The following is a 23835-nucleotide window of genomic DNA, read 5'->3' as shown; positions in this document are numbered from 1 at the left end:
GACATTCAAAAGTGATGTCGACTGTAAGACTGCTATCGCGAGCAGGCTCACTCCCACAAGGGATCGAGTCAGCCTGCAAGATCTTCATCAAGCCTCACATGCGTCCTTTGAGCTTATGCCTGCCTCTTCAAAACTCGCCCGCCTCCTCTTCGGCCTGCTGGCCTATGTCAGCCTCGCCATCGGCCTGGTCGCCATCGTCATACCCGGCCTGCCGACCACCGAATTCATCCTGCTGGCCGCCTGGGCAGCCACTCGAAGCTCGCCGCGCTTGAGTGCCTGGCTGGAAAATCATCGGCTGTTCGGCCCCATTCTCCATAACTGGCGCAACGGCAAGATCATCGCGCGCCGGGCCAAGGTCAGCGCCACCGTCAGCATGCTGCTATGCGCCACGTTGATGCTGGTGATGCTCGACCACGGCTGGCCGATCTACCTGGCGATTGTCGGCATGGGCCTGGGCAATCTATGGATCTGGTCGCGACCGGAATCACTGGCGCCACAACCTTAGGTTTTGCCGCGACTTTTCCCGTTTTTAACCCACTTTTCGGCACATTTTCCCGCGCAAACGTTTAACCATGACCGTTCGTCGGCAGCCCCCTCATGCAACCTGTGCCCCAGGCCGATGTGCATTGAATGGCGCTAAATGGATTTGGCGTGTCGAGCCGCAATGGCTCACAGCCGACCCCTCATCCATTCGCGAGCTCGCCCTATGTTCGACTCACTGTCCATCCGCCTGAAAATCGTCCTGCTGTCCGGCCTGTGCCTGCTTGGTGTGGTTGCATCGATAGTGGGCATGAACCTCTATCAGACCAACCGGAACGATGAACTGGTCAGCGCTTCCAGCAGCAGAATGCTTACCGACAGTGTGCAGAACCTGCTCCAGGCCAAAGCCGCCGAGCAAGGGGTGCGGGTACAGAAGACATTCGGTGAAACCCTGACGGTGGTGGCCGCCCTGGCGGACCAGATCAAGGACCTGCGCAACATGGCCGCCAAGCGTTCGCTTGAGCCAGGCGCCCTGCGTGAAGAGTTGAACCAGAGCCTGAAAACCGCCTTCGAACGCAACGGCAAAGTGCTCGGCATCTGGCTGGCGTTCGAACCCAACGGCCTGGACGGCAAGGACAGCGAGTTCGTCAGTGACGCCGCCCGCCAGTCCAACGAAATCGGCCGCTTTGCGACCTATTGGAGCCGTGCCGGTGGAGAAGCGCTGAACACGATCATGGTCGAAGAGGACATGACCAAAACCACCCTGAACCTCAGCGGCACGCCCTACAACGTCTGGTACACCTGCCCTCGGGACAGCAAGCGCATCTGCCTGCTCGACCCTTATGCCGATACCGTTGGCAGCAAGGAAGTGTTGATGACCACCATTTCCGTGCCGCTGCTGGTGGATGGCAAGTCGATCGGCGTGGTCGGTATCGACATTGCCCTCGACGCGCTGCAAGCGGCGGCGGTCGACTCCCAGCGAGAGTTGTTCAACAACGCCGGCCACATGCTGATCGTTTCCGGCACCGGTGTGATGGCGGCGTACAGCGTCGACCCGACGAAGGTCGGCAAGAGCATCGGTGACACCCTGGGGGCGGACGGCAAGGACATCCTGCAACTGCTCGCCAGCGGTGCGCCGAAGATTCTTCAACAGGGCGAGCTGATTCGGGCAGTGTACCCGGTCAGTCCGATTGTCGACGCCAAGGCGTGGGCGGTGGTGATCGACTTGCCCAAGCAAGTGCTGCTGGCCGACTCGGTAAAACTGCAAGAGGTGCTCGACGATGCCCAGCAAGCCGGCACGATCAAGGCAGTAGGCGTTGCGATCATTGCCGGCCTGATCGGCCTGCTGTTGATGTGGCTGACCGCCTCGGGCGTGACTCGACCGATCAACAGCGTGGCGCAAATGCTCAAGGCGATTGCCAGTGGCGACGGCGACCTGACCCAGCGCCTGCACTACGGCAAGAAGGATGAACTGGGCGAACTGGTCAGCTGGTTCAACCGTTTCCTCGACAAGCTGCAGCCGACCATCGCGCAGATCAAGCAGAGCATTACCGATGCGCGCGGCACCGCCGACCAGTCTTCGGAAATCGCCCGCCAGACCAGCGAAGGCATGCAGGTGCAATTTCGCGAAATCGACCAGGTCGCCACCGCGTCCAATGAAATGAGCGCCACCGCCCACGACGTCGCCAACAGCGCGTCGAATGCCGCCAGCGCGGCCAAGGGTGCCGATCAGTCAGCCCGCGATGGCATGCAGATCATCGAGCGCAGCACCCGCGACATCAATCAACTGGCCGACGAAGTCAGCAAGGCCGTGACTGAAGTCGAGGCATTGGCGGTCAACAGCGAGCAGATCGGTTCGGTATTGGAAGTCATCCGCAGCATCGCCGAACAGACCAACCTGCTGGCGCTCAACGCGGCGATCGAGGCCGCCCGCGCTGGCGAAAGCGGTCGCGGTTTTGCGGTGGTCGCCGACGAAGTGCGCAACCTGGCCAAACGTACCCAGGACTCGGTGGAAGAAATTCGCCTGGTGATCGAACGCATCCAGAGCGGCACCCGCGGCGTGGTCGCCACCATGCACTCGAGCCAGACCCAGGCCCACAGCAACGCCGGGCAGATCCAGCAAGCGGTCCAGGCCCTGGGCAAAATCAGCGACGCGGTTACGGTGATCAGCGACATGAACCTGCAGATCGCCAGCGCCGCCGAACAGCAAAGCGCCGTGGCCGAAGAGGTCAACCGCAACGTTTCGGCCATCCGTACCGTCACCGAAACCCTCACCGGACAAGCCACCGAATCGGCGCAGATCAGCAGCCAGCTCAATGCCCTGACCACCCAGCAGATGAAACTGATGGATCAGTTCCGGGTGTGACCGGTTTTTGATTTATGCTCGGGCTCTCGCTCCGGAGGGCCCTTCGATGACTGATTTGCTCACGTCCATTCAAGCCGAACTCGGCATGCCGCACAGCCCAATCGCGTTCACCTCCAGCGGCGCCCTGCCCTCGGTGTTCGCCGTCACCGACCTGGCGTGCGCCAGCATCGCCGCCGCAGGGCAAGCTGTCAGCGAATTGCTGCACCAGCAGACCGGACGCTTGCCCGGCCTGGAAGTCGACCGGCGCCTGGCCTCCTTCTGGTTTTCCAGTTCGATCCGCCCGCTAGGCTGGAGCGTCCCGCCGCTGTGGGACCCGGTCGCCGGTGACTATGCCGCCAAGGATGGCTGGATCCGCCTGCACACCAATGCGCCCCATCATCGTGCCGCCGCCGAATCGGTGCTGGGCGCCTGCGTCGACCGCCAGGCGATGGCCAGAAAAGTGGCGCAATGGGCCAAGCGCGATCTGGAGCAGGCCGTGGTCGAGGCCGGTGGTTGTGCCGCCGAAATGCGCAGTCGGGAACAGTGGCAGGTCCATCCGCAAGGGCTCGCGGTCAACGCCGAACCGCTGATTCAATTCACCACTGGCCACAACCGGCACAGCACACCCTGGCAAGGTTCGGTGGCCCGACCACTGGCCGGAATAAAGGTGCTGGATTTGACCCGCGTGCTCGCCGGCCCCGTCGCCAGCCGCTTTCTCGCGGGCCTGGGCGCTGATGTACTGCGCATCGACCCACCCACCTGGAACGAACCGGGCGTAGTGCCGGAGATGACGCTGGGCAAGCGTTGCGCACGTCTGGATCTGCACGACAAAACCGATCGCCATGTATTCGAAAGCCTGCTCAAGGACGCCGACATCGTGCTCCACGGTTACCGCGCCGATGCCCTGGAGCGTCTGGGCTATGGTACCGCCGAACGCCAGCAACGCATCCCTGGCCTGATCGACGTGTGCCTTAATGCCTACGGCTGGAGCGGCCCGTGGCAGAACCGCCGCGGCTTCGACAGCCTGGTGCAGATGAGCAGTGGCATCGCGGACGCGGGTATGCACCTCACGCATGCGGACAAACCGACGCCCTTGCCACTGCAAGCGCTCGATCACGCCACCGGGTATTTGATGGCGGCCAGTGCGATCCGGTTGTTGGCAGCACGCTTAAACAACGGACAGGGCGGCTCGGCGCGGTTGTCGTTGGCGCGTACGGCAAAGCTGTTGATCGACAACGGCCCCGGTGGCGACCAGCCGTTGCGGGCCGAAGATGAACACGATCAGGGGATGCTGGTCGAGCAGACCCCATGGGGCCCGGCGCATCGCCTGCACGTGCCGTTGAAGATCAGCGGGACGCCGCTGCAGTGGACGCTTGCAGCGTCTGAATTGGGTTCACATCGCGCACAATGGTGACACCATGAAATTCGACCTCGCCTATTGCCTCGGTCTCGACGAAAAACTGTCGATCTATGACGTGCGGGATCTTAATTTCGACGAGACGATGGCGTTCGATTCCGCGAAAGAACATTTCCAGTGCCCCAACGATGCCTGTCGTTTGGCGTTCGATTCCACGAATGCGTTGGGCACGTTCAACGCCAAGAACGTCAACTACGTGCGCACGCCGCACTTCAAGAATCTGCCGGGTACACGGCATGTCGCGAGTTGCCCTTATGTGAGCCTGAAGACCCCGGCTTCGGCCGTGGAGGCGGACGGCGAGGAAACGGACGACAGTCGCGAGGAACATTTCCCCTCGGAATTGCTGCTGAATCGGCGTGAGTATGTGCGCAAGCCGTCGCCCCTGGCCGGGGCTGCCGATCTGCAAAGGGATGCACCACCAGCGGCTCCGGCGGCCACCCAGGTCGAGTTACCCGAGCGCGAATCGACGCCGGACAAGACCCGTGTCTTCGCTCACCCGGTGGAATGCTTCGTGTCGAACTTCGAGGACAAGGCGCTGCTCAAGCGCATGCCCTTGAAGATTGGCGAGCACACGGCAACCTATGCCGGGTTTTTCAAGAAGATCGAGTACCTGCAGGACAACAAGGGGCTGATTTACTGGGGCAAGATCAAGCAGATCAAGGATTACACCCAGAGCTTTCGCATCGATTTCGAGAAGAAGGCCTGGTTCGAAAAGAAGCCGTACCCGGTCAACGTTTACCTGAGCAAGAAGCTGATCGACAACTACCGCAAACGCAAGGCGTTCCTGGAGGAGATCAAGCACGCCATCGAGGGCGGGCGACCATTGTATTGCTTCTTTTATGGCGTCCAGCCTGCATTGCAGCAGGTGCCCAGCAAGAAAAACCCCGAGCAGACGTTCGGCGTGTTCAGCGCCAACATTGAGAATCTGGATCATTTTATCGTGCGGGAGGCGCCGCAGTTGGAGGGCGAGTAATACCCGGCACGCAGGCAGTGACCTTCCGTCTGGCCAAGGGGCCGGAAATCGCAAAAATCGAAAAATGCGTTTGATCCGGATCGAAAACAACTGTACAAAAACACAGTACATTTGAATTCAACACTCTCGAGCCCGGAGAACCCCATGGCCTCTCAAGCGATGAAAATCACCCTGGAACGTATCGCCCTCTTCCAGTTCACCCCGGCCCACTGCGCCCAGGCCCGAGCGATGCTGGGCTGGAGCGTGGAAACGTTGTCCCGCGAAGCCGGGGTTTCGGTGCAGGCCATTGAGCGCTTCGAGGCGCGGCAGGAGGTGCTGGACGTCACGCGCCTGGCCCTGGCGTATCGGCTTGAATCGGAGGGGCTGGTGTTCTTCCCGGGGTTTGCGCCGGGTAGAGGGATGAATGTGCAAGGGGCAACGCCGAATCCGGTGGGGCGGGCTGATTTTGCGATGGTGGAGTGAGGTCGCAACTTCAGCACTGGAGCTACGACCCGACTTGCACAGATTAAAAACTACGGCCTGGACACTCCTGGTAGACCTGCTCTTCGACTTCATACCACCACGCGGTGCCACGCTGCGCCGCCATCACATTGAATGCCTCGCCCATCCGAGGCGTGGTGATCGAGACATTGCGCTCCCAGGCCAGGGCCAGGATGCGGTCGAAGGGTTCGTACCAGGCATGCGTCGACAAATCGAAGGTGCCATTGTGAATTGGTAGCAGCCAGCGCCCCTTGAGGTCGAGGTGGGCTTGCAGGGTTTGCTCAGGCTGCATGTGCACATGGGGCCAGTCGACGTTGTAAGCGCCGGTTTCCATGAGGGTCAGGTCGAAAGGGCCGTATTGTTCACCGATGCGTTTGAAGCCATCGAAGTAGCCGCTGTCACCACTGAAGAAGATCCGCGTGTCGCCATCGATCATCACCCACGAGGCCCAGAGGGTGCTGTTGCCATCGAACAGGCCGCGGCCGGAGAAATGCTGCGAGGGGGTGGCGACGAACTCGATGCCCTCGACCTCGGTGCCCTGCCACCAGTCCAGCTGGCGGATTTTGCTGGCGTCGATACCCCACTTGATCAGGGTGTCGCCCACGCCCAATGGAGTGAGAAAGTACTTGGCCTTGTCGGCAAGCTTGAGCACCGCGTGATAGTCCAGGTGGTCGTAGTGATCGTGAGACAGGATCACCGCTTCAATTGGCGGCAATTGCTCGAGGCTGATCGGTGGCTGGTGAAAACGCTTGGGACCGGCCCACTGCACGGGTGAGGCGCGCTCGGCGAACACCGGGTCGGTAATCCAGAATCTGTCCCGCAGCTTGAGCAGTAGTGTGGAATGACCCAGCCGATAGACGCTGTGGTTGGGCGCTGCCATCAACGCCGCTTGCGTCAGCGGTTGCACCGGCACAGGCGCCGTCGGGCGGGTATTGAGTGGCTTGTGAAACATCGCGTTCCAGAGGATGCGCAGGGTTTTGCCAAGGCTCAAACGCTGTATCGGCCGATGGTTTTGAAACTGCCCTTGAACCTGTCGGGAAGCTTCATGCCTGGAGGCGCTGCTCGCCGAGGGAGTTGATTTGGCCATGGGGAAATGACTCCAGAAAAACCGCACGCTTCACGATTTTCCGTTTTGGGACGATAAATGGCCAAGGCACGCACGCATCAGCCGAACACTCTATTTTTTACCGGGCAGGATTAACAAAACATTACACTGCACAGTGTAGTTTCAAGGTTGCAACAAAGCGACTCACAAGTAAACTGCTGAGTGTAATTTTCATTTCCTCCTGCCCAAAGCGTATTTATGACAGTTCCAAAGCGCCTCACCGACCGTAAACGCGAAGCCATCATTCAGGCGGCCATTGTCGAATTCCGTGCCAATGGTTTCGACATCACCAGCATGGACAAGATTGCCGCCACCGCCGGTGTGTCCAAGCGCACGGTGTACAACCACTTCCCCAGCAAGGAAGAATTATTCGCCGAAATCCTCAATCAATTGTGGGTCCGAGTAACCGCTGAAGATGAAGCGCCTTACCACCCCGACCTGCCCCTGCGTGACCAGATGCGTCACCTGCTGACGGCAAAGCTGCAGATGTTGAGCGATGAAAATCTACTCGACCTGGCGCGGGTGGCCATCGCCGCCACCATCCATTCTCCCGAGCGCGCGCAAAGCATGGTGACCCGAATGGGTGAACGCGAGGAAAACCTGACCCTGTGGATTCGTGCCGCCCAGGCCGATGGACGCCTGAAAGCGGTCGCCCCGGAATTTGCCGCGCAACAGGTCCATGGCATGCTCAAATCCTTTGCATTCTGGCCGCAGATTTCCATGGGGCTGCCGGGTTTGTCGGCCGAGATGCAGGGCACCGTGGTGGAGTCGGCGCTGGATATGTTCCTGGCCTGCTATGAGTTGCAATAAATGACAATTTCGACGGCGGCCTCGAGCGGTTGATCGCCGGGATTTTTTGCGGGGCAATGTGTTTCAGAATGAAACTCCTGATCAGCCTCACGGCAACTTCAGCGCCCGCCCCAACTCGTCAAACAGCGTCACCACCGAGCGCAGGGCACGGCAATCCGGCCGCGTCAGCAACCACAGCGCGGTGTCGTAGCCATGCAACGGCTGACCCAGCGGCTGCAATCGGTCACCGATCAGAAAGTCCGGCAATGCCGCCACGCCCAACCCCGCCCGCACCAGTTCGGTGACCGACAGCATGCTGTTGCAGCGATACCCCGGCATCACCCCCGGCAATGCCTGGCGGCGCCAGGCCACTGTCGGATGATCAGGCAAAAAATCGTCGGGGGCGATCCAGGTCAGTGACGCCAGGTCGGTCGCATCGACCGATTGCAGATAAGCGGCGCTGGCACACACCCGGTAGGAAATCCCCGCCAGGCGTCGCCCCACCAGATGCTCCGGTGGCGCACGGGTCAGGCGCAGGGCGATGTCGGCATCGCGGCGGCTGAGGTTGGCAAAGTCGTTGGACGTGCTGAGCTCAAGGGTCAACGCCGGATAGTTCGGCATGAACCGCGCCAGCGCCGGCAACAGCAAACCTTGCAGGACCGAATCGGTGCAGGTCAGGCGCACGGTACCGCTGACGACTTCGCCACCCTGCTCCACGCCGACCCTCGCGGCTTCCAATGCCTGTTCGGCGCGCTCGGCCTGTTCCGCCAGGGCCTGCGCCAGGGTGGTAGGCAGGTAACCGGCGCGACTTTTTTCGAACAACGTCTGGCCCAGTGCGGCTTCCAGTCGACGCACCGCGCGAAACACCGTCGAGACATCCACCCTCATCAACTGCGAGGCCCGAGCCAGAGAGCCGCCACGGACCAAGGCGAGAATCAGGGCCAGGTCCGGGTAGTCCAGTCGATAGTGCGTCGCTGCATTGATCACTTGGGAAAGTGCCCATATTGAGTGCGTTCACGCCAATCTATAGTGGGTGCCAGGATTCAACAAGCGCCGAGGTCACCCATGGAAAACCGCGTCATACGCATTGCCCTGATCGGCGATCACGACCCGCAAGTCACCGCCCACCAGGCCATCCCCGTGGCGCTCGGCATGGCCGCCGAACACAGTGGCCGAAACGTGCAAGGCCAGTGGCTGGCCACCGATAGCCTGCAGGCCGACACGCCGCTCAGCGGGTTCGACGGTTTCTGGTGTGTGCCCGCCAGCCCTTATCGCAGCATGGACGGCGCGTTGCGGGCGATTCGTTTTGCCCGTGAACAGCGGCGGCCTTTCCTTGGCACCTGCGGCGGTTTTCAACACGCGGTGCTGGAATACGCGCGCAACGTGCTCGGTTGGTCGGATGCCGAACATGGCGAGACGGCACCCGATGCAACGCGGGCATTGCTCACGCCGCTGGCATGTTCACTGGTGGAAACGGTGGACACCATTCATTTGCTGGAAGGCTCGTTGATCGCCAAGGCGTATGAAACCTCGGAAATTCGTGAGGGCTATCGCTGCCGCTACGGTGTGAATCCTCAATTCGAACGGGAACTGCTCAAGCACGCACTTCACGCTGTCGGCCATGATGCCGGGCACGACTTGCGCGCGGTCGAGCTCAGCGATCATCCGTTCTTTGTCGCCACGCTGTTCCAACCGGAGCGCGCTGCACTCAAGGGCACCCTGCCACCGCTGGTGCGCGCCCTGGTCCAGGCCTGCGCGGAGCAGCAATCATGATCGCCAATACGCCGCCGGCTCCGTATTACGCGGTGATCTTCACCTCACTGCGTACCGAGGGGGATCAGGGCTACAGCGAAGCCGCCGAGCGGATGCTCGAGCTGGCGCGGGAACAACCCGGGTTCCTCGGCGTGGAGTCGGCCCGGGGTGAGGACGGGTTGGGAATCACCGTGTCGTACTGGGCCAGTGAGTCGGCAATCCTGGCGTGGAAACAGCACCCCGAGCACCGGGCGATTCGTGAGCGCGGGCGTTCGACCTGGTATGCGCAGTGTCATACGCGGGTGTGTCGGGTTGAGCGGGCATATGGGTTCACGCAGTAGCGATGGCGGCCTTACAGCCGACCTGATTGCAGGTCTGTCCGCATTCCCCTGTGGGAGCCAGCCTGCTGGCTCTCACAGGGATCAGGTACACCCGTAAAAGTCAGGTCGGCTGTCAGGCCGCCTCGCTTTGGCTTTGGATCTGGGTGCCCCGTCAACCACGATGGCCGAACGCAGGCATTGCGCAGTGGGTAAACCGGCAGGACGCCGGTTTAGCCGCGCTGGGCCAGGGATGGCCCATCGCGGCGACCCACGGAGCAATGCCGGAGAGAGGGCATGCCGAGCCTAAGCGAGGCACCAAGTGGTGGGGCAAAGCCTTTTGCTTACTTTTTGGCGTTTGAAAAAGTGAGTCGCCGTAAGGGCGAAACCATAAGCCGCCGTTACCGCAGCAATGGATATGTACTCAGACAACAACGGACTGGCTCAGCGCGTGAGGTAGCAGCGCCAGTACAAAAAAACCCGTTAAAAAATCCGCGTTGAACAGGTTTATGTCGGTCTGACGATAGCGCTTGTCCAGTTCACTTGTTAAAAGAGACCTCTTTGAAACCCATCGCGAAAGGATCTCGACCATGCCGGCCACCTTCACCCAAAGCGCCCTGCTCCTGAGTTTGCTGCTCGGCCTCGGCCAAGCCCAGGCCACCAGCGAACCCGGCCCCGCCGCACTGGCCACCCGCGTGGGCATCCCACACCCGGCAGTGATCGCCCACCGTGGCGCGTCGTTCGATGCACCGGAATCCACCGCCGCCGCCTACAAACTGGCCCGCGACCTGGGCGCCGATTACCTGGAGCTGGACCTGCAGCGCAGCAAGGATGGCGTGCTGTTTGCCCTGCATGACAATAATCTACAACGCACCACCGACGTCGCCAGCAAGTTCCCCGAGCGCAAAGACAGCCCGGCCAATGCCTTCACCATGGCCGAGCTGAAAACCCTGGACGCCGGCAGCTGGTTCAACACGGCCTACCCGGATCGCGCGCAGCCTGGGTTTGCCGGCCTGAAAATCCTCACCCTCGATGAAATCATCGACATCGCCCAGGGCAATCCGCAACACAAGCCTGGCCTGTACATCGAAACCAAGGAGCCGAAGCAGTTTCCCGGCATCGAACACGACCTCAAGGAAAAACTCCAGGATCGCGGCTGGCTGAGCCCTGCGGGTTCGAAACTGGCCAAAAGCGCGCTCGGCGTTGGCCAGGGCAAAGGCAAGGTGGTCCTGCAAACCTTCGAGAAGAGCAGCCTCGAACTGTTGCAAAAGGAAATGCCACAGGTGCCGAAGATCCTGCTGCTGTGGGTCGGCGAAGGCAACATCGAACCAAAATCCACACTGACCTTTGCCGAATCCGGCGACAAGGACAAAGCCACCTACTACGCCAGACAGCAACCGAAAGACCAGGCCGAGTTCCAGCGCTGGGTCGACTACGCCAAGGCCCAGGGCGCGATCGGCACCGGCCCGTCTGCGGCGCTGACCCACGGTGGCGATCAGAGCTACGCCGACCTGGTGCAACCGTGGATGAACCAGTACACCCACGATCAGGGCCTGCTGGTGCACGTCTATACCATCGATGAGGCGGTGGACTTCCAGAAGGCCATGAATGCCGGGGTCGATGGTATTTTCACCAATCGCGCCAGCGAACTGCTCAAGTTCTACAAGCGCCCGGCGACGAGTGTGGCGCAGGTGCTGCGCAATAACGGGTACTGATTTCTCGGTTCAAGGGAATTTAAGCGTGAATTAAGTTGCCACAATTAATCTGATCCCACTTAAACGGCTCCCCAAGGAAAGAATCTCATGAAAACTCTGACTGCTCTGTTCACCGCTGCCACCCTGACCTTCACCGCCGGTGTGGCCCAGGCGAAAGACGTGCCCGTCGACCAGATCCCTCAGCTGGTCAAGGATGGCAAGGTCAAGTCGCTGGAAGAGTTGAATCAGATCGTAATGAAGCTGCACCCGGGCGCGACGATTACCGATAGCGAGCTGGACAACCACTTCAACGGCTATGAGTACGAAGTCGAGTTGATCGATGCCAACAAAGTTGAATGGGACGTGGATTTGAATGCCGCCACCGGCGAAGTCCTGAAGAACAAAAAAGACGACTGATGCACACCGCAAAAAGCCGCACGATTCCCCGTCGTGCGGCTTTTTTGCGTCTTGGCGACCGATCCGGCCGCAGTCACAAATCCGTCATCCAGACTTGCAATGATGCGGCTCACGTGAACCTGTAAAACACGCGACAGGCGCCTCCCCATGCGAGCCCTCATGAACCACAGCATCGATCACAGCCATCGCGATCCGGATCTGTTCGGCCTGCTTTACGGTTTCAGTTTTCGCCCCGGCGAGCGCGGGCGGGAGATCGATTCGGCCAGGGCCTTGCAGTACCTGCAACAACCGCAGGACGCCGAGCAATTTCTCTGGCTGCACCTGAACCTCGCCCATGCCGCGTGCGAACGCTGGATGAAGAGCCATCTGGAACTGCCCGACGAGTTTTTCGAGGCCCTGCATGAAGGCTCACGGTCGACGCGTATCGAACATGTCGATTCGGCGTTGCTGGCGGTGGTCAACGACGTGGTGTTCAACCTCAGCAGCATGACGTCCTCGGATGTCTCCACCCTGTGGGTGTGCGTGCGCAGTCGACTGATCATCAGCGCACGCCTGCAACCGCTGCACTCGGTGGACAAGCTGCGCTCGTCGGTAAAAGCCGGCGAGTGCTTCCGCTCGCCGCTGGAGCTGCTCGTACATCTGCTGCGCGACCAGGGCGAAGTGCTGACCCAGATCGTGCGCAAGACCAGCCTGAGCGTGGATCAGGTCGAAGATGAACTGCTGTCCTCGCGCCTGTCGACCAATCGCGCTGAACTGGGAGCCAATCGCCGGGTGCTGGTGCGCCTGCAACGCCTGCTGGCGCTGGAGCCCGGGTCGTTGCTGCGCCTGCTCAATCGCCCGCCTCCCTGGTTGCAGAAGGAAGACGTCAAGGAGCTGCGCAAATCCACCGAGGAGTTTGCCCTGATCATCAACGACCTCACAGCCCTGGGCGAACGGATCAAGCTGCTGCAGGAGGAAATCGCCGCCAACCTCAACGAGCAGAGTAACCGCACCCTGTTCACCCTCACGGTGGTCACGGTGCTGGCGTTGCCGATCAACATCATTGCCGGTTTCTTCGGCATGAACGTGGGCGGGGTGCCGCTCTCACAGGACCCGGAAGGGTTCTGGATTCTGGTGGCGCTGGTGGCGACCTTCACCGTGATTGCGGGGCGCTGGGCGTTTCGCAAGCGCCAGGATTTGTAGGCGCAAACAATCAAAGACTGATCCATGGCAGTCTCGCTGTAACAATTAGCAACGAATATCAACGGCACTCCTCCCTCCTCAGGAATGCCCGGCATGGCCACCCCGTCCTTTTCCGCCGCCCCGGCGCCCGCCAGTAGCGCCAAACCGCAGTTCGACAAGAAACCCGGCGTGCTCACCCTCGTGGTGTTCTTTGCAGTGCTGAGTATCGGGCTGCTGTTCACCGCCTACAGCCTGATGCACGACATGAACGAACTCGGCACCGTGGTGACCACCTGGACGCCGTTCCTGCTGCTGGGCGTGGCGTTGCTGATTGCCTTGGGCTTCGAGTTCGTCAACGGATTCCACGACACGGCCAACGCCGTTGCCACGGTGATCTACACGCATTCGCTGCCACCGAACTTCGCGGTAGTCTGGTCCGGGTTCTTCAACTTCCTCGGGGTGCTGCTGTCCAGCGGCGCGGTGGCGTTCGGCATCATCGCGTTGTTGCCGGTGGAGTTGATCCTGCAAGTCGGCTCTTCCGCCGGATTCGCCATGATCTTCGCCCTGCTGATCGCCGCGATCCTGTGGAACCTCGGCACCTGGTGGCTGGGCCTGCCGGCATCATCGTCGCACACCCTGATCGGCTCGATCATCGGCGTCGGCGTGGCCAATGCCCTGATGCACGGGCGTGACGGCACCAGCGGGGTGGACTGGGCGCAGGCGACCAAGGTCGGCTACGCCTTGCTGCTCTCGCCACTGGTCGGCTTCGCCTGCGCCGCGCTGTTGCTGCTGGCCCTGCGGGCCTTCGTCAAGAATCGCGCGCTGTACAAGGAGCCCAAGGGCAACACCCCGCCGCCGTGGTGGATTCGCGGCATGTTGATCCTGACCTGCACCGGCGTATCCTTCGCCCACGGCTCCAATGACGGTCAGAAAGGCATGGGGCTGATCATGCTGATCCTGGTCGGGACCTTGCCGATGGCCTATGCGCTGAACCGCACCATGCCCGCGGATCAGGCGTTGCAGTTTGCCGCGGTGGCCGAAGTGACCCAACAAGCGCTGGTCAAGAGCGCGCCGTTGCCGGCACCGGCCGACCCGCGTCCGATCCTGTCCGATTACGTGCGCAGCAAGGAAGTCACGCCGCAACTGATCCCCGCCCTCGCGGCACTGGCCGGCAACATCGGCAACGAAGTGAAGGGTTATGGATCGCTGTCCAAAGTCCCGGCCGAGGCCATGGGCAACGTGCGCAATGACATGTACCTGACCAGCGAAACCATTCGCCTGATGGACAAGAACAAGGTCGGTAATTTCGACGCCGACACCGCCAGCAAACTGCAGCTGTTCAAGCAGCAGATCGACAACGCCACGCGCTTCATCCCGCTGTGGGTGAAGATCGCCGTGGCGATAGCGCTGGGCCTGGGCACCATGGTCGGCTGGAAGCGCATCGTGGTGACCGTGGGCGAGAAAATCGGCAAGACCCACCTGACCTACGCACAAGGCGCCTCGGCGGAAACCGTGGCCATGCTGACCATCGGTGCCGCCGACATGTTCGGCTTGCCGGTCTCGACCACCCACGTGCTGTCTTCAGGGGTGGCCGGGACCATGGTCGCCAATGGCGGCGGCTTGCAGATGAAGACCATCCGCAACCTGCTGATGGCCTGGGTACTGACCTTGCCAGCGGCGATCCTGTTGTCGGGCAGTTTGTACTGGCTGTTCACCCAATTGTTTTGAAATCTCAATCTTGTAGGAGCGAGGCTTGCCCGCGAAGAACGGTAACTCGGTGCGACAGATACACCGCAGCGTCAGGTTCGCCGGCAAGCCTGGCTCCTACGGGTTACGGGTCACGCGTTGGACGTGGCGCGAATGACCAACCGCTCGCGCACCACGTCATACACCCAGTGATAAACGTAGGTGTACGGCAGGAAAAACAGCAGCACCCCGATGTCGAGCAGGAACGCCTGCCACAAACTGATGTTCAGCCACCAGGCAATCAGCGGTACGCCAAGCGCCACCAACCCGCCTTCGAACAACAGCGCATGCACCACCCGGACCCAGGCGTTGTGCGCAATGGCCAGGCGCTTGAGCACTCGGTCGAACATGCCGTTGAACACCACGTTCCAGGCCAGGGCCAGGGCCGCAATGACGACGGTGACGACGCCCATTTCCACCATCGGTTTGTCCATGATCCACGCCAGCAAAGGCGTACAGATCAGGATGGCCAGCAGTTCGAAACCGATGGCCTGGAAAATACGTTCGGTAAGGGATTTATTGGCGCTCATGGCCGGACTCCTTGAGTGACGATGGTTGCCATCATCCAGCTTCACACCGATACTTCATAACCAATAACCATCGATCAAGGCGATAGTTCATGGCGTCCCAGGAAGTGTTGCAGGCGTTCGTCCAGGCCGCGACCCAAGGCTCGTTTTCCGCGGCAGCGCGCAAGCTGGGCCGCAGTCAGTCGACCATCAGCGCTGCCATCGCCAGCCTGGAGATCGATCTGAACCTGACGCTGTTCGACCGCAGCAGCCGCAAGCCCAGCCTGACCCCCGCCGGCCACGTCATGCTGCAACGGGCCGAAGAGATCCTGGCCGCCACCAGCCGCCTGGAAATGACCGCCAGCCAATTGTCCCAGGGTGTCGAGGCGAAGCTGACGGTGGCGCTTTCCGACACCTATCAATCCGACCGTTTCGAAGCCTCGCTCAGTGCGTTCGAACAGCGTTATCCGGACCTGGAGCTCGAATGCCTGATCGCCGAATGCGACGATCTGGTGGCCTTGGTGCAGAGCGGTCGTGCGCAGATTGCCTTTGCCGAAATGCAGGACAGTTATCCACCGGACCTGGTCAATTCGACGGTGGACGAACGCACGGAAATCGCCCTGTTCGTGTCACCCGAACATCCGCTGGCGATGCAGGAACACATCGACCAGGACGTACTGCAACAACATCGCGAATTGCGCCTGGCGACCATCGTCAATCCGTATGAGAGCCGTGCAAAGGGACGCGTCTGGTCGGCGCCGAGTTACCTGATGCTGCTGGAAATGGCGCAGGGTGGTTTTGGCTGGGCGCCATTGCCACGCTGGCTGGTGGCGCGCTTCGGCCCGGGAACCTTACAAGAGCTGCAGGTGCGTGGCTGGCCAAAAACGGTGTCGGTGGATGCCTTGTGGTCCCGCTTGCATCCACCTGGGCCGGCGGGCAGTTGGTTGCTGGGCAAGATGCTGGAGTGAAGGTCCTGCGGCCCTTATCGCGGGCAAGCCACGCTCCCACAATGATCATTGGTGTACACAAAATTCGTGGCCACTCATTACCCTGTGGGAGCGGGCTTGCTCCGGGCGGCGTTCCGACGAAGAGGCCGGCGAGCACGCCTCACTGCAACGCCTTGAGCCGAGCTTCAATAAACCGCCGCTCCGGTTCTTGCTGCGTCAACTCCAGCGCCCGTGCATAGGCCGTCCGCGCCTGCTCCGCCCTGCCCAACTGCCGACAGAACTCCGCCCGCGCCGAATGCGCCAGGTGGTAATCGAGCAGCTCACCACGCGCCAGAATGGCCTCAACCAGCATCAGCCCTGCCAACGGCCCATCGCGCCTGGAGATCGCCGCCGCCCGGTTCAATTCGATGACCGGCGACGGCCATGCCCGCAGCAACACCTCATACAGCCCGACGATCTGCGCCCAGTCGGTTTCCTCGATCGACGGTGCTTCCGCGTGCACCGCTGCAATCGCCGCTTGCAGGCAATACGGCCCGAATCGCCGGGTACCCAGTGCCCGCTCTACCAGCGCACAGCCTTCGGCGATCAGTTGGGCGTCCCACAGCGTGCGGTCCTGGTCATCCAGCAAAATCAGGTCACCGTCCGCGCAGGTCCTGGCCAGGCGCCGGGACTCGTGCAACAACATCAGGGCCAGCAGGCCCATGACCTCCGGCTCCGGCAACAACTCCAGCAACAAACGCCCCAGGCGGATCGCTTCACGGGTCAAGTCTTCGCGGGTCACCTGTGCGCCGAGGGACGCCGAATAACCTTCGTTGAACACCAGGTAAATCACCCGCAGCACACTGTCGAGGCGCTCGGGCAGTTCCGCAAGGGATGGCACCTGATAGGGGATTTTCGCGTCACGGATTTTCGCCTTGGCGCGCACGATGCGCTGGGCGATGGTGGCCGGCGCCGAGAGAAAGGCCCGGGCGATTTCTTCCGTGGTCAGGTCGCAGACTTCGCGCAGCGTCAACGGCACCTGAGCGTCAGGCGCCAGTGCCGGGTGACAACAGGTGAAGATCAGGCGCAGGCGATCGTCTTCCACGTCTTCGTCACTCCAGTCGGCCTGCTCCAGCGCCTCCAGCTGCGCGACCAGCAGCGGTCGGGACGCGGCAAAACGTGCGCGCCGGCGTAGCACATCGATGGCCTTGAAACGCCCGGTGGAGACCAGCCAGGTGCGCGGATTGTCCGGCACACCGTCCTGCTGCCAGCGTTCGACCGCCACGAAAAACGCTTCGTGCAGCGCCTCTTCGGCCAGGTCGAAATCGCCGAGCAGGCGTATCAGGGTCGCCAGAATGCGTCGCGACTCCTGGCGATAAACCTGCTCGACCCTGGCCTGTACCGACAGCTGCGGCATCTTAGGGATTCAACTGCCGAACGGGGCGCACTTCGACACTGCCGACCCGCGCCGCCGGGATGTTCCCGGCGACCTGGAGGGCTTCATTGAGGTCCTTGGCATCGATCAGGTAGAAGCCAGCCAACTGCTCCTTGGTTTCGGCGAACGGGCCGTCGGTGATCGACATCTTGCCGTTGCGCATGCGCACCGTGGTGGCGGTCTGCACCGATTCCAGCGCCTCGGCGGCAACCATCCGGCCGCTGCCCTGGATCGCCTCGGCATAGGCCATGCATTCCTCGTCCTTGGGGCTCTCGGGCAGCGAATGCAGCAAGTGCTCTTCGCTGTAGACCAGGCATAAATACTTCATCGCGTTCTCCTGATTGAACGGATCAACTATGGCTGCAGATGGGCGGTTTCGCGCCGCGAACCGACGATCAGGGTTGCAGGTTGAACAAGGTCGTGCCGCTCATCATGTCGAACGGGGCCGACCAGTGTTCATGGACGATCCGCCATTGCCCGGCTTCGCGCCGATAGCACGCGGTCACGCGCATCCAGCAGGCCTGGGTTTCACCCTGCTCGTTGGTGCCGCCGCAATGGGCCAGCCAATGGGCGAAGGCGATGTGCTCATCGGCGACGATGTTCATGTGGTCGAAGTCGAACGTGTGCTGGCCCTGGCACATTTCCATGCATTCCAGCCAATGTGCGCGGTAGGCGGCCTTGCCGCGAAATTGCAGGGCCTTGACGGCGTCGTAGGAGACGATGTCGTCGGCGTACAGGGCCATGATTTTCTCGACGTCTTTGGAGATGACCGCCTCACGATAGGTGGCGATCAGGGTCTGGATTTCGTGGGTATCGCTCATGATGGTTCTCCGTGGTTTTTATTGGAAGACACCCTTAGTCGTTCGGTGATCCACCCAATCGACAGTCGAAATAAAAATAATCCATGCACGCAAACTCGCTAGAATCCGAGGCTTATTTCTATTGGAAAAAGGACACTCCAGTGACAACCCGACTCGTGCCTTACGAAAGCCTGAACGCGCTGCAGCGCCAGCAGGTCGAGGCCATCGAAGTACATCCGCAACAGATCAGGTTTTCCGGCGATATTCATGGTGCGTTGCACACCCTGTTGTCCAAGCCCGGCCCCGGCGTCAAAGGCTTTGCGTTGCTGGCCGATGCGGTGCCCGTAGCCTTTCTGCTGCTCAAGCGCCCACCGGCTTTACCGGCCTGGGCCGACGAACACAGCGCCACGCTGCACGCGTTGCAAGTCGATCAGCGCGCTCAGGGCAAAGGTTACGGCAAGGCCTGCCTGCAGGCGCTACCCGAAGTGGCGCGCCTGGCGTGGCCGGAAATCCGGGGGCTGGAATTGTCGGTGGATGCGGACAATGAGTCTGCGATCGCGCTGTATGCCAGGTATGGATTTGTCGACAGCGGCGAGGCGTACAAGGGGCGGATCGGCTATGAGCGGCGCATGGGCCTGAAATTCTGAAGTCAGCACATTCCAAATGTAGGAGCGAGCCTGCTCGCGATTGCGGTGTAACAGCTTGCATTGAAGCTGACTGAAACGACGCCATCGCGAGCAAGCCCGCTCCCACAGGGGTTCGGCGTCGGGTTTAGAGGTTCAGTACCATCTCATGCCAAGCCATCCCGCCATGGTCAGACGCCGATGGCTTGATGTAGGCAAAACCAAAGCCTGCATACAACGGAATATGCCGTTCCTTGCACATCAGGTTGATGCTGACCTTGCCCATGGCGCGCATACGTTCGATGAACTCGCCCATCAAGCGCTTCGCCAGGCCCTGCCCCTGATAATCCGGATGCACGACCACCGACATGATCACCACGTGCGGCCCAGCCGGGTCGTGGCCAATCAGCTCCTTGAACGCTTCGTCGGACATTTCCACCTGGAACGCCGCACCGGAATTGATGAAGCCGGCGACCACGCCATCCACTTCAGCGACGATGAATCCCTCGGGCCAGGTGGCGATGCGGGTGGCGATTTTCTCGCGGGTAGCGGCTTCGTCGCCTTCATAGGCCAGGGTTTCGATGGCGTAGCAACGGTCCAGATCAGCAGGCGTGACGTGGCGGATGACGGTGTTCATGGCGGGTCGCAAATCAGTTGGAAAGGACGAGGATCATAAAGCAGCGTCGATAGGACATCGAGAGACGAATCGTTTTTGATCCGCCTCCCGACGCTGGGGTCATGCCTTGATCGGCAACCAGAGTTCCAGCTTGCCGGTCTTGAGCCTGGGGTTGAAGTCTTCGCTGTAGCGCTCGAATTCCGGGGCGTTCAGCAGCTCGCGCCCGGACTGCGGCAGCCACGTGCCATGGATGTACTGGAAGGTTTGCGGCAGCGACTCCAAGGGGCCTTTGTGTTCGAACACCACATACTGCTGAGGCTGGACCTCGACCCAGCGGTAGGTGTCCGGCAAATCGTCAAGTTTGCTGATCTCGACACCCGCGATGTAATCAAAGCCGCCCTTGCCGTCGAAATTGCAGCAGACGCCGTAGGTCACTTCGCCCTTTTGCCCTGGAACATTGCCGATATGAGGAATGAATTTTTCCCAAAGCTCGGGAATGCCTTTGACGGTTTGCTGGGTGAAGTGTCCGCCAAGCCCTGCGATCAGCAGGAAGTGTCCATGTTCGAAGCGGGGTTCCGTCACTTCGACGCTTGTTTGTTCATCCATGACTCGACTCCTGGAAGGTAAAAGTGGGTTCGGCTGGGAGTATAGAAGCCAAACCCGATTCGCCCACTTACAGGGCGTGCAACTGCTCGACGGCACCTGCACCGACAAACTCGTTGTAGCCCGATAGAATCACGTACACCGCGAAATAGCAGAAGATCGCCGCAGATGCCATATAGGAATAGCGCAGCAGCTTGTCGCCTAGCAACTTGCCGCCGTGGCTTGCCGCGAAGCACAGGCCGGCGGACCACAGCAACCCGGCGCAGAGAAATCCACCGAGGAACAGTGCCGAGCTGAGCGCGCCGCCTCCACCGGAACGAGCGATCAACGTGCCGCCTACTGCGGCGAACCAAAGAATGGCACTGGGCGACGACATGGCGAGAAAAATCCCACGGAAAAACTCCTTGCGATGGGAGTTGTGACCCACCTCGGCGGTTTCGGCCAACAGCGCCTCATGGTGGATCGCCGAGTAAATCATCTTCGCCGCGAAGTACACCAGCAACGCCGAACCGCCGATCCACAGCACCCAGCGCACGGTTTCGTACTGCAGCAAAACGGTCATGCCGGCCAGCGCCAGCACGGCGTAGATCAGGTCACCGACGCAAGTGCCCAGGCCCAGGGCGAAGCCTTGAAAATAACCGCGCTGCATCGCCAGGGTGATCATCGCGATGTTGGCCACGCCTATGTCCAGGCACAGTGAAAGGCTCAACAGGAAGCCGCTGGTAAATTCCATCCAATCCTTTCCTTCGGAAAATTTGTTTACGTTGAGGCTGGACAGTCTGCCACAGCAGATCGTACATTCCGCCACAGGTCACCGCAGTGACCAGCGTCGCTCGGACGGTTCCGGGCGCTTACGTTATCCGAGGCAACAATGGCCGAACAAGGTTCGCCGCGCCGCTTTGCGCGCATCGATCGACTCCCCCCCTACGTTTTCAACATCACTGCCGAGCTGAAGATGGCCGCCCGTCGTCGTGGCGAAGACATCATCGACTTGAGCATGGGCAACCCCGACGGCGCCACGCCGCCGCACATCGTGGAAAAACTGGTCACTGTCGCCCAGCGCGAAGACACCCATGGCTACTCCACGTCCAAGGGGATTCCGCGCCTGCGCCGGGCAATTTCCAACTGGTACAAGGAGCGCTACGAGGTCGATATCGACCCGGAAAGCGAAGCCATCGTCACCATCGGTTCCAAGGAAGGCCTGGCGCACCTGATGCTGGCTACCCTCGATCAGGGCGACACCGTGCTGGTGCCCAACCCGAGCTACCCGATTCACATCTACGGTGCCGTGATTGCCGGCGCCCAGGTGCGTTCGGTACCGCTGGTGCCGGGCGTGGATTTCTTCGCTGAACTGGAACGGGCCATCCGCGGTTCGATCCCGAAACCGAAGATGATGATCCTCGGCTTCCCGTCCAACCCCACCGCCCAGTGCGTGGAACTGGATTTCTTCGAACGGGTGATCGCCCTCGCCAAGCAATACGATGTGCTGGTGGTGCATGACCTGGCCTACGCCGACATCGTCTACGACGGCTGGAAAGCCCCGTCGATCATGCAGGTACCGGGCGCCAAGGACATCGCCGTCGAATTCTTCACCCTGTCCAAGAGCTACAACATGGCAGGCTGGCGTATCGGCTTCATGGTTGGCAACCCGGAACTGGTCAACGCCCTGGCGCGGATCAAGAGCTACCACGACTACGGCACCTTCACCCCGCTGCAAGTGGCGGCCATTGCGGCGCTTGAAGGCGATCAGCAATGCGTGCGCGACATCGCCGAGCAGTATCGCCAGCGCCGTAACGTGCTGGTCAAAGGCCTGCATGAACTGGGCTGGATGGTGGAAAACCCGAAAGCGTCGATGTACGTCTGGGCCAAGATCCCCGACGCCTACGCGCACCTGGGCTCGCTGGAGTTCGCCAAGAAGCTGTTGGCCGAAGCTAAGGTCTGCGTCTCGCCGGGTGTCGGCTTTGGTGAGTATGGTGACGATCACGTGCGCTTCGCGCTGATCGAAAACCAGGACCGGATTCGCCAGGCCGTACGCGGGATTCGCGGGATGTTCCGGGCGGATGGGTTAGCCCCGAAAACCAACAGCTGACACAAAACACTGTGGGAGCGAGCCTGCTCGCGATGAGGCCATCACATCCAACAAAGATGTCGACTGTCCCACCGCTATCGCGAGCTGGCTCACTCCTACATTGGTTTTGTGTAGAGCCATGAGTTCAACACCCACAAAAAAACCGCATCGCTGCGGTTTTTTTGTGTCTGGCGAATGCCTTAAACGAACAACGACAGCAACAGGATAAAGCCCAGGCCCACCACCGACAGAATGGTTTCCATCGCGGTCCAGGTCTTGAACGTTTCTGCCACGGTCATGTTGAAGTACTGCTTCACCAGCCAGAAACCGGCGTCATTCACGTGGGATAGGATCAACGAACCGGCACCGGTGGCCAGCACCAGCAGCTCACGGTTAACCCCTGGGATCATCCCCACCACCGGCACCACGATGCCCGCGCCAGTAATGGTCGCCACGGTCGCCGAACCGGTCGCGATGCGGATCACCGCCGCCACCAGCCAGGCCAGCAGGATCGGCGAGATCTGTGCATTGACCGCCATGTGGCCGATCACGTCACCCACACCGCTGGTCACCAGCATCTGCTTGAAGCCACCACCGGCACCGATGATCAGGATGATCGCGGCGGTTGGCGCGAGGCTCGCATCCAGCCATTTCATCATCTGGCTGGAACCGATGCCCTGCTTGTAGCCGAAGGTATACAGCGACAGCAGCAGCGCCAGCAGCAACGCCGAAATCGGGTGACCGATCAGGTCCATGAAGGCGCGGAAGATATTGCCATCGGGCAGCACTACGTCGGCAAAAGTCTTGAGCAGCATCAGGAACACCGGCAGCAGCACGGTGACCAGGGTGATACCAAAGCTCGGCAGTTCAGACGTGTCCGATTCGCGGGCCAGTTGATCCACCAGCTCCTGGTTAGGATGACCGGGGATGTGCTTGGCGATGAAGGTACCGAAGATCGGGCCGGCAATGATGGCCGTCGGCAACGCAACGATCAGGCCGTACAGAATGGTTTTACCGATGTCGGCACCGAACACGCCGATGGCCAGCAACGGACCCGGGTGCGGTGGCACCAGGCCATGCACCGCGGAGAGGCCGGCCAGCAGCGGGATACCGATCTTGATGATCGACACGCCAGTGCGGCGGGCAACGATGAACACCAGTGGAATCAGCAGCACGAAGCCGATTTCGAAGAACAGCGGGATGCCGACCAGGAAGGCCGCGAACATCATTGCCCACTGCACCTTGTCCTTGCCGAAAGCGCGGATCAGGGTCTGGGCGATCTGATCCGCCCCGCCCGACTCGGCCATCATTTTGCCGAGCATGGTCCCCAGCGCCAGGATGATCCCGACGAAACCGAGCACGCCACCAAAGCCGTCCTGGAACGCCTTGATGATGGTGCCGATCGGCATGCCGGAGGTCAGCCCGAGGAAAGCGGCGGCGATGATCAGGGCAAGAAAGGGGTGCAACTTGAACTTGGTGATCAGGACGATAAGCCCGATCACCGTGACCACTGCGTCGAGCAGCAGGAACGTCTCGTGGGACATGCCAAACATTAGGGGTGTCTCCTGGTTGTTGTTGTTATT

26 protein-coding genes and 1 pseudogene are annotated in these 23835 nt (G+C 61.0%); 16 read left to right on the top strand and 11 right to left on the bottom strand.

Annotated features, from left to right (window positions below):
* Positions 1-115: 115 nt before the first annotated feature.
* The 6 genes and pseudogenes from OH720_RS06060 to OH720_RS06040 all read left to right on the top strand — a co-directional run bounded on the left by OH720_RS06060 (position 116) and on the right by OH720_RS06040 (position 5676).
* Positions 116-505 (top strand): YbaN family protein, encoded by a 390-nt coding sequence (locus tag OH720_RS06060; protein WP_272604901.1) that lies wholly within the window; start codon positions 116-118, stop codon positions 503-505.
* Between the two features lie 135 nt (positions 506-640).
* Positions 641-1939 (top strand): annotated as a pseudogene (locus OH720_RS31795) (PDC sensor domain-containing protein); the annotation flags it as partial.
* 150 nt (positions 1940-2089) lie between these two features.
* On the top strand, positions 2090-2845 hold the full coding sequence (locus OH720_RS31790) for a methyl-accepting chemotaxis protein (RefSeq protein ID WP_408601063.1): 756 nt from the start codon (positions 2090-2092) through the stop codon (positions 2843-2845).
* A gap of 46 nt (positions 2846-2891) precedes the next feature.
* Positions 2892-4238 (top strand): CoA transferase, encoded by a 1347-nt coding sequence (locus OH720_RS06050; RefSeq protein WP_272604899.1) that lies wholly within the window; start codon positions 2892-2894, stop codon positions 4236-4238.
* 4 nt (positions 4239-4242) lie between these two features.
* Positions 4243-5214, top strand: a complete 972-nt coding sequence (locus OH720_RS06045) for a hypothetical protein (RefSeq protein WP_272604898.1) — start codon at positions 4243-4245, stop codon at positions 5212-5214.
* A gap of 144 nt (positions 5215-5358) precedes the next feature.
* The gene (locus OH720_RS06040) at positions 5359-5676 is read left to right on the top strand and encodes a helix-turn-helix transcriptional regulator (protein WP_272604897.1); all 318 of its coding nucleotides are present in this window, start codon (positions 5359-5361) and stop codon (positions 5674-5676) included.
* A gap of 43 nt (positions 5677-5719) precedes the next feature.
* Here OH720_RS06040 and OH720_RS06035 read toward each other — a convergent pair whose 3' ends face one another.
* A complete protein-coding gene (locus tag OH720_RS06035; protein WP_272604896.1) occupies positions 5720-6781 on the bottom strand; it encodes an MBL fold metallo-hydrolase in 1062 nt (353 codons plus the stop codon).
* Positions 6782-6997: 216 nt separating this feature from the next.
* Between OH720_RS06035 and OH720_RS06030 the strand changes: the two genes are divergently transcribed.
* A complete protein-coding gene (locus tag OH720_RS06030) occupies positions 6998-7609 on the top strand; it encodes a TetR/AcrR family transcriptional regulator (RefSeq protein ID WP_272604895.1) in 612 nt (203 codons plus the stop codon).
* Between the two features lie 87 nt (positions 7610-7696).
* On the opposite strand, the gene OH720_RS06025 is transcribed toward OH720_RS06030, so the two are convergent.
* The gene (locus tag OH720_RS06025; RefSeq protein ID WP_272606406.1) at positions 7697-8593 is read right to left on the bottom strand and encodes a LysR family transcriptional regulator; all 897 of its coding nucleotides are present in this window, start codon (positions 8591-8593) and stop codon (positions 7697-7699) included.
* A gap of 60 nt (positions 8594-8653) precedes the next feature.
* Here OH720_RS06025 and OH720_RS06020 point away from each other — a divergent pair, with 60 nt between their 5' ends.
* Positions 8654-9361 (top strand): CTP synthase C-terminal region-related (seleno)protein, encoded by a 708-nt coding sequence (locus OH720_RS06020; RefSeq protein WP_272604894.1) that lies wholly within the window; start codon positions 8654-8656, stop codon positions 9359-9361.
* Positions 9358-9681: an antibiotic biosynthesis monooxygenase family protein gene (locus OH720_RS06015; RefSeq protein ID WP_272604893.1), complete on the top strand. Its 324-nt coding sequence runs from the start codon at positions 9358-9360 to the stop codon at positions 9679-9681. Before OH720_RS06020 ends, OH720_RS06015 begins: the two co-directional genes overlap by 4 nt.
* A gap of 400 nt (positions 9682-10081) precedes the next feature.
* Here OH720_RS06015 and OH720_RS06010 read toward each other — a convergent pair whose 3' ends face one another.
* Positions 10082-10249, bottom strand: coding sequence for a hypothetical protein (locus OH720_RS06010; RefSeq protein WP_272604892.1), 168 nt, complete (start codon positions 10247-10249; stop codon positions 10082-10084).
* Here OH720_RS06010 and OH720_RS06005 point away from each other — a divergent pair.
* From OH720_RS06005 to OH720_RS05990, 4 genes are all read left to right on the top strand, one after another.
* Positions 10248-11372, top strand: a complete 1125-nt coding sequence (locus tag OH720_RS06005; RefSeq protein ID WP_272604891.1) for a glycerophosphodiester phosphodiesterase — start codon at positions 10248-10250, stop codon at positions 11370-11372. The two genes, OH720_RS06010 and OH720_RS06005, sit on opposite strands and share 2 nt — an antisense overlap.
* A gap of 87 nt (positions 11373-11459) precedes the next feature.
* A complete protein-coding gene (locus OH720_RS06000) occupies positions 11460-11768 on the top strand; it encodes a PepSY domain-containing protein (protein ID WP_272604890.1) in 309 nt (102 codons plus the stop codon).
* A gap of 159 nt (positions 11769-11927) precedes the next feature.
* Positions 11928-12950: a transporter gene (locus tag OH720_RS05995; RefSeq protein ID WP_272606405.1), complete on the top strand. Its 1023-nt coding sequence runs from the start codon at positions 11928-11930 to the stop codon at positions 12948-12950.
* A gap of 93 nt (positions 12951-13043) precedes the next feature.
* Positions 13044-14657: an inorganic phosphate transporter gene (locus tag OH720_RS05990; RefSeq protein ID WP_272604889.1), complete on the top strand. Its 1614-nt coding sequence runs from the start codon at positions 13044-13046 to the stop codon at positions 14655-14657.
* 110 nt (positions 14658-14767) lie between these two features.
* On the opposite strand, the gene OH720_RS05985 is transcribed toward OH720_RS05990, so the two are convergent.
* A complete protein-coding gene (locus tag OH720_RS05985; protein ID WP_272604888.1) occupies positions 14768-15205 on the bottom strand; it encodes a multidrug/biocide efflux PACE transporter in 438 nt (145 codons plus the stop codon).
* 89 nt (positions 15206-15294) lie between these two features.
* On the opposite strand from OH720_RS05985, the gene OH720_RS05980 reads away from it, so the two are divergent.
* Complete coding sequence (locus OH720_RS05980) at positions 15295-16149, top strand: LysR family transcriptional regulator (RefSeq protein ID WP_272604887.1); 855 nt, start codon at positions 15295-15297, stop codon at positions 16147-16149.
* Positions 16150-16288: 139 nt separating this feature from the next.
* Here OH720_RS05980 and OH720_RS05975 read toward each other — a convergent pair whose 3' ends face one another.
* From OH720_RS05975 to OH720_RS05965, 3 genes are all read right to left on the bottom strand, one after another.
* A complete protein-coding gene (locus tag OH720_RS05975; protein WP_272604886.1) occupies positions 16289-17524 on the bottom strand; it encodes an RNA polymerase sigma factor in 1236 nt (411 codons plus the stop codon).
* A gap of 1 nt (position 17525) precedes the next feature.
* A complete protein-coding gene (locus tag OH720_RS05970) occupies positions 17526-17870 on the bottom strand; it encodes a YciI family protein (protein WP_008060756.1) in 345 nt (114 codons plus the stop codon).
* Positions 17871-17937: 67 nt separating this feature from the next.
* On the bottom strand, positions 17938-18363 hold the full coding sequence (locus OH720_RS05965; RefSeq protein WP_272604885.1) for a YybH family protein: 426 nt from the start codon (positions 18361-18363) through the stop codon (positions 17938-17940).
* 140 nt (positions 18364-18503) lie between these two features.
* Between OH720_RS05965 and OH720_RS05960 the strand changes: the two genes are divergently transcribed.
* Positions 18504-18989, top strand: coding sequence for a GNAT family N-acetyltransferase (locus tag OH720_RS05960; RefSeq protein WP_272604884.1), 486 nt, complete (start codon positions 18504-18506; stop codon positions 18987-18989).
* Between the two features lie 124 nt (positions 18990-19113).
* Here the strand turns inward: OH720_RS05960 and OH720_RS05955 are convergent, their stop codons facing one another.
* The 3 genes from OH720_RS05955 to OH720_RS05945 all read right to left on the bottom strand — a co-directional run bounded on the left by OH720_RS05955 (position 19114) and on the right by OH720_RS05945 (position 20917).
* Positions 19114-19602, bottom strand: coding sequence for a GNAT family N-acetyltransferase (locus OH720_RS05955; protein WP_110748796.1), 489 nt, complete (start codon positions 19600-19602; stop codon positions 19114-19116).
* A gap of 99 nt (positions 19603-19701) precedes the next feature.
* Positions 19702-20187 carry a GyrI-like domain-containing protein gene (locus tag OH720_RS05950; RefSeq protein ID WP_272604883.1) on the bottom strand — a complete coding sequence of 162 codons (486 nt, stop codon included), beginning with the start codon at positions 20185-20187 and terminating at the stop codon, positions 19702-19704.
* A gap of 67 nt (positions 20188-20254) precedes the next feature.
* Positions 20255-20917 (bottom strand): LysE family translocator, encoded by a 663-nt coding sequence (locus tag OH720_RS05945; protein WP_150703105.1) that lies wholly within the window; start codon positions 20915-20917, stop codon positions 20255-20257.
* A 138-nt stretch (positions 20918-21055) separates the two neighbouring features.
* On the opposite strand from OH720_RS05945, the gene alaC reads away from it, so the two are divergent.
* Positions 21056-22273 (top strand): alanine transaminase, encoded by a 1218-nt coding sequence (gene alaC / locus OH720_RS05940; protein WP_008060747.1) that lies wholly within the window; start codon positions 21056-21058, stop codon positions 22271-22273.
* A gap of 179 nt (positions 22274-22452) precedes the next feature.
* On the opposite strand, the gene OH720_RS05935 is transcribed toward alaC, so the two are convergent.
* Positions 22453-23805, bottom strand: coding sequence for a GntP family permease (locus OH720_RS05935; protein WP_180203203.1), 1353 nt, complete (start codon positions 23803-23805; stop codon positions 22453-22455).
* Between the last annotated feature and the right edge of the window lie 30 nt (positions 23806-23835).

Source organism: Pseudomonas sp. WJP1 (genome assembly GCF_028471945.1).
In the GTDB taxonomy this organism is placed as follows: domain Bacteria; phylum Pseudomonadota; class Gammaproteobacteria; order Pseudomonadales; family Pseudomonadaceae; genus Aquipseudomonas.
Note: the sequence above shows the minus strand (reverse complement) of the source record. Positions and strands in the feature narration are given on the sequence as shown.

What these genes read in the sequence shown, in the direction of transcription:
- OH720_RS06060 (WP_272604901.1), top strand. Translation starts at nt 116, where the DNA reads ATGCCTGCCTCTTCAAAACTCGCCCGCCTCCTCTTCGGCCTGCTGGCC.
- OH720_RS06010 (WP_272604892.1), bottom strand. Translation starts at nt 10,249, where the DNA reads ATGGTCGAGATCCTTTCGCGATGGGTTTCAAAGAGGTCTCTTTTAACA.
- OH720_RS05965 (WP_272604885.1), bottom strand. Translation starts at nt 18,363, where the DNA reads ATGAGCGATACCCACGAAATCCAGACCCTGATCGCCACCTATCGTGAG.
- OH720_RS06015 (WP_272604893.1), top strand. Translation starts at nt 9,358, where the DNA reads ATGATCGCCAATACGCCGCCGGCTCCGTATTACGCGGTGATCTTCACC.
- OH720_RS06050 (WP_272604899.1), top strand. Translation starts at nt 2,892, where the DNA reads ATGACTGATTTGCTCACGTCCATTCAAGCCGAACTCGGCATGCCGCAC.
- OH720_RS06005 (WP_272604891.1), top strand. Translation starts at nt 10,248, where the DNA reads ATGCCGGCCACCTTCACCCAAAGCGCCCTGCTCCTGAGTTTGCTGCTC.
- OH720_RS05975 (WP_272604886.1), bottom strand. Translation starts at nt 17,524, where the DNA reads ATGCCGCAGCTGTCGGTACAGGCCAGGGTCGAGCAGGTTTATCGCCAG.
- OH720_RS05985 (WP_272604888.1), bottom strand. Translation starts at nt 15,205, where the DNA reads ATGAGCGCCAATAAATCCCTTACCGAACGTATTTTCCAGGCCATCGGT.
- OH720_RS05995 (WP_272606405.1), top strand. Translation starts at nt 11,928, where the DNA reads ATGAACCACAGCATCGATCACAGCCATCGCGATCCGGATCTGTTCGGC.
- OH720_RS05970 (WP_008060756.1), bottom strand. Translation starts at nt 17,870, where the DNA reads ATGAAGTATTTATGCCTGGTCTACAGCGAAGAGCACTTGCTGCATTCG.
- OH720_RS06030 (WP_272604895.1), top strand. Translation starts at nt 6,998, where the DNA reads ATGACAGTTCCAAAGCGCCTCACCGACCGTAAACGCGAAGCCATCATT.
- OH720_RS06000 (WP_272604890.1), top strand. Translation starts at nt 11,460, where the DNA reads ATGAAAACTCTGACTGCTCTGTTCACCGCTGCCACCCTGACCTTCACC.
- OH720_RS05955 (WP_110748796.1), bottom strand. Translation starts at nt 19,602, where the DNA reads ATGAACACCGTCATCCGCCACGTCACGCCTGCTGATCTGGACCGTTGC.
- OH720_RS05980 (WP_272604887.1), top strand. Translation starts at nt 15,295, where the DNA reads ATGGCGTCCCAGGAAGTGTTGCAGGCGTTCGTCCAGGCCGCGACCCAA.
- alaC (WP_008060747.1), top strand. Translation starts at nt 21,056, where the DNA reads ATGGCCGAACAAGGTTCGCCGCGCCGCTTTGCGCGCATCGATCGACTC.
- OH720_RS05935 (WP_180203203.1), bottom strand. Translation starts at nt 23,805, where the DNA reads ATGTTTGGCATGTCCCACGAGACGTTCCTGCTGCTCGACGCAGTGGTC.
- OH720_RS06045 (WP_272604898.1), top strand. Translation starts at nt 4,243, where the DNA reads ATGAAATTCGACCTCGCCTATTGCCTCGGTCTCGACGAAAAACTGTCG.
- OH720_RS05950 (WP_272604883.1), bottom strand. Translation starts at nt 20,187, where the DNA reads ATGGATGAACAAACAAGCGTCGAAGTGACGGAACCCCGCTTCGAACAT.
- OH720_RS05945 (WP_150703105.1), bottom strand. Translation starts at nt 20,917, where the DNA reads ATGGAATTTACCAGCGGCTTCCTGTTGAGCCTTTCACTGTGCCTGGAC.
- OH720_RS06035 (WP_272604896.1), bottom strand. Translation starts at nt 6,781, where the DNA reads ATGGCCAAATCAACTCCCTCGGCGAGCAGCGCCTCCAGGCATGAAGCT.
- OH720_RS06020 (WP_272604894.1), top strand. Translation starts at nt 8,654, where the DNA reads ATGGAAAACCGCGTCATACGCATTGCCCTGATCGGCGATCACGACCCG.
- OH720_RS05990 (WP_272604889.1), top strand. Translation starts at nt 13,044, where the DNA reads ATGGCCACCCCGTCCTTTTCCGCCGCCCCGGCGCCCGCCAGTAGCGCC.
- OH720_RS31790 (WP_408601063.1), top strand. Translation starts at nt 2,090, where the DNA reads ATGCAGGTGCAATTTCGCGAAATCGACCAGGTCGCCACCGCGTCCAAT.
- OH720_RS06040 (WP_272604897.1), top strand. Translation starts at nt 5,359, where the DNA reads ATGGCCTCTCAAGCGATGAAAATCACCCTGGAACGTATCGCCCTCTTC.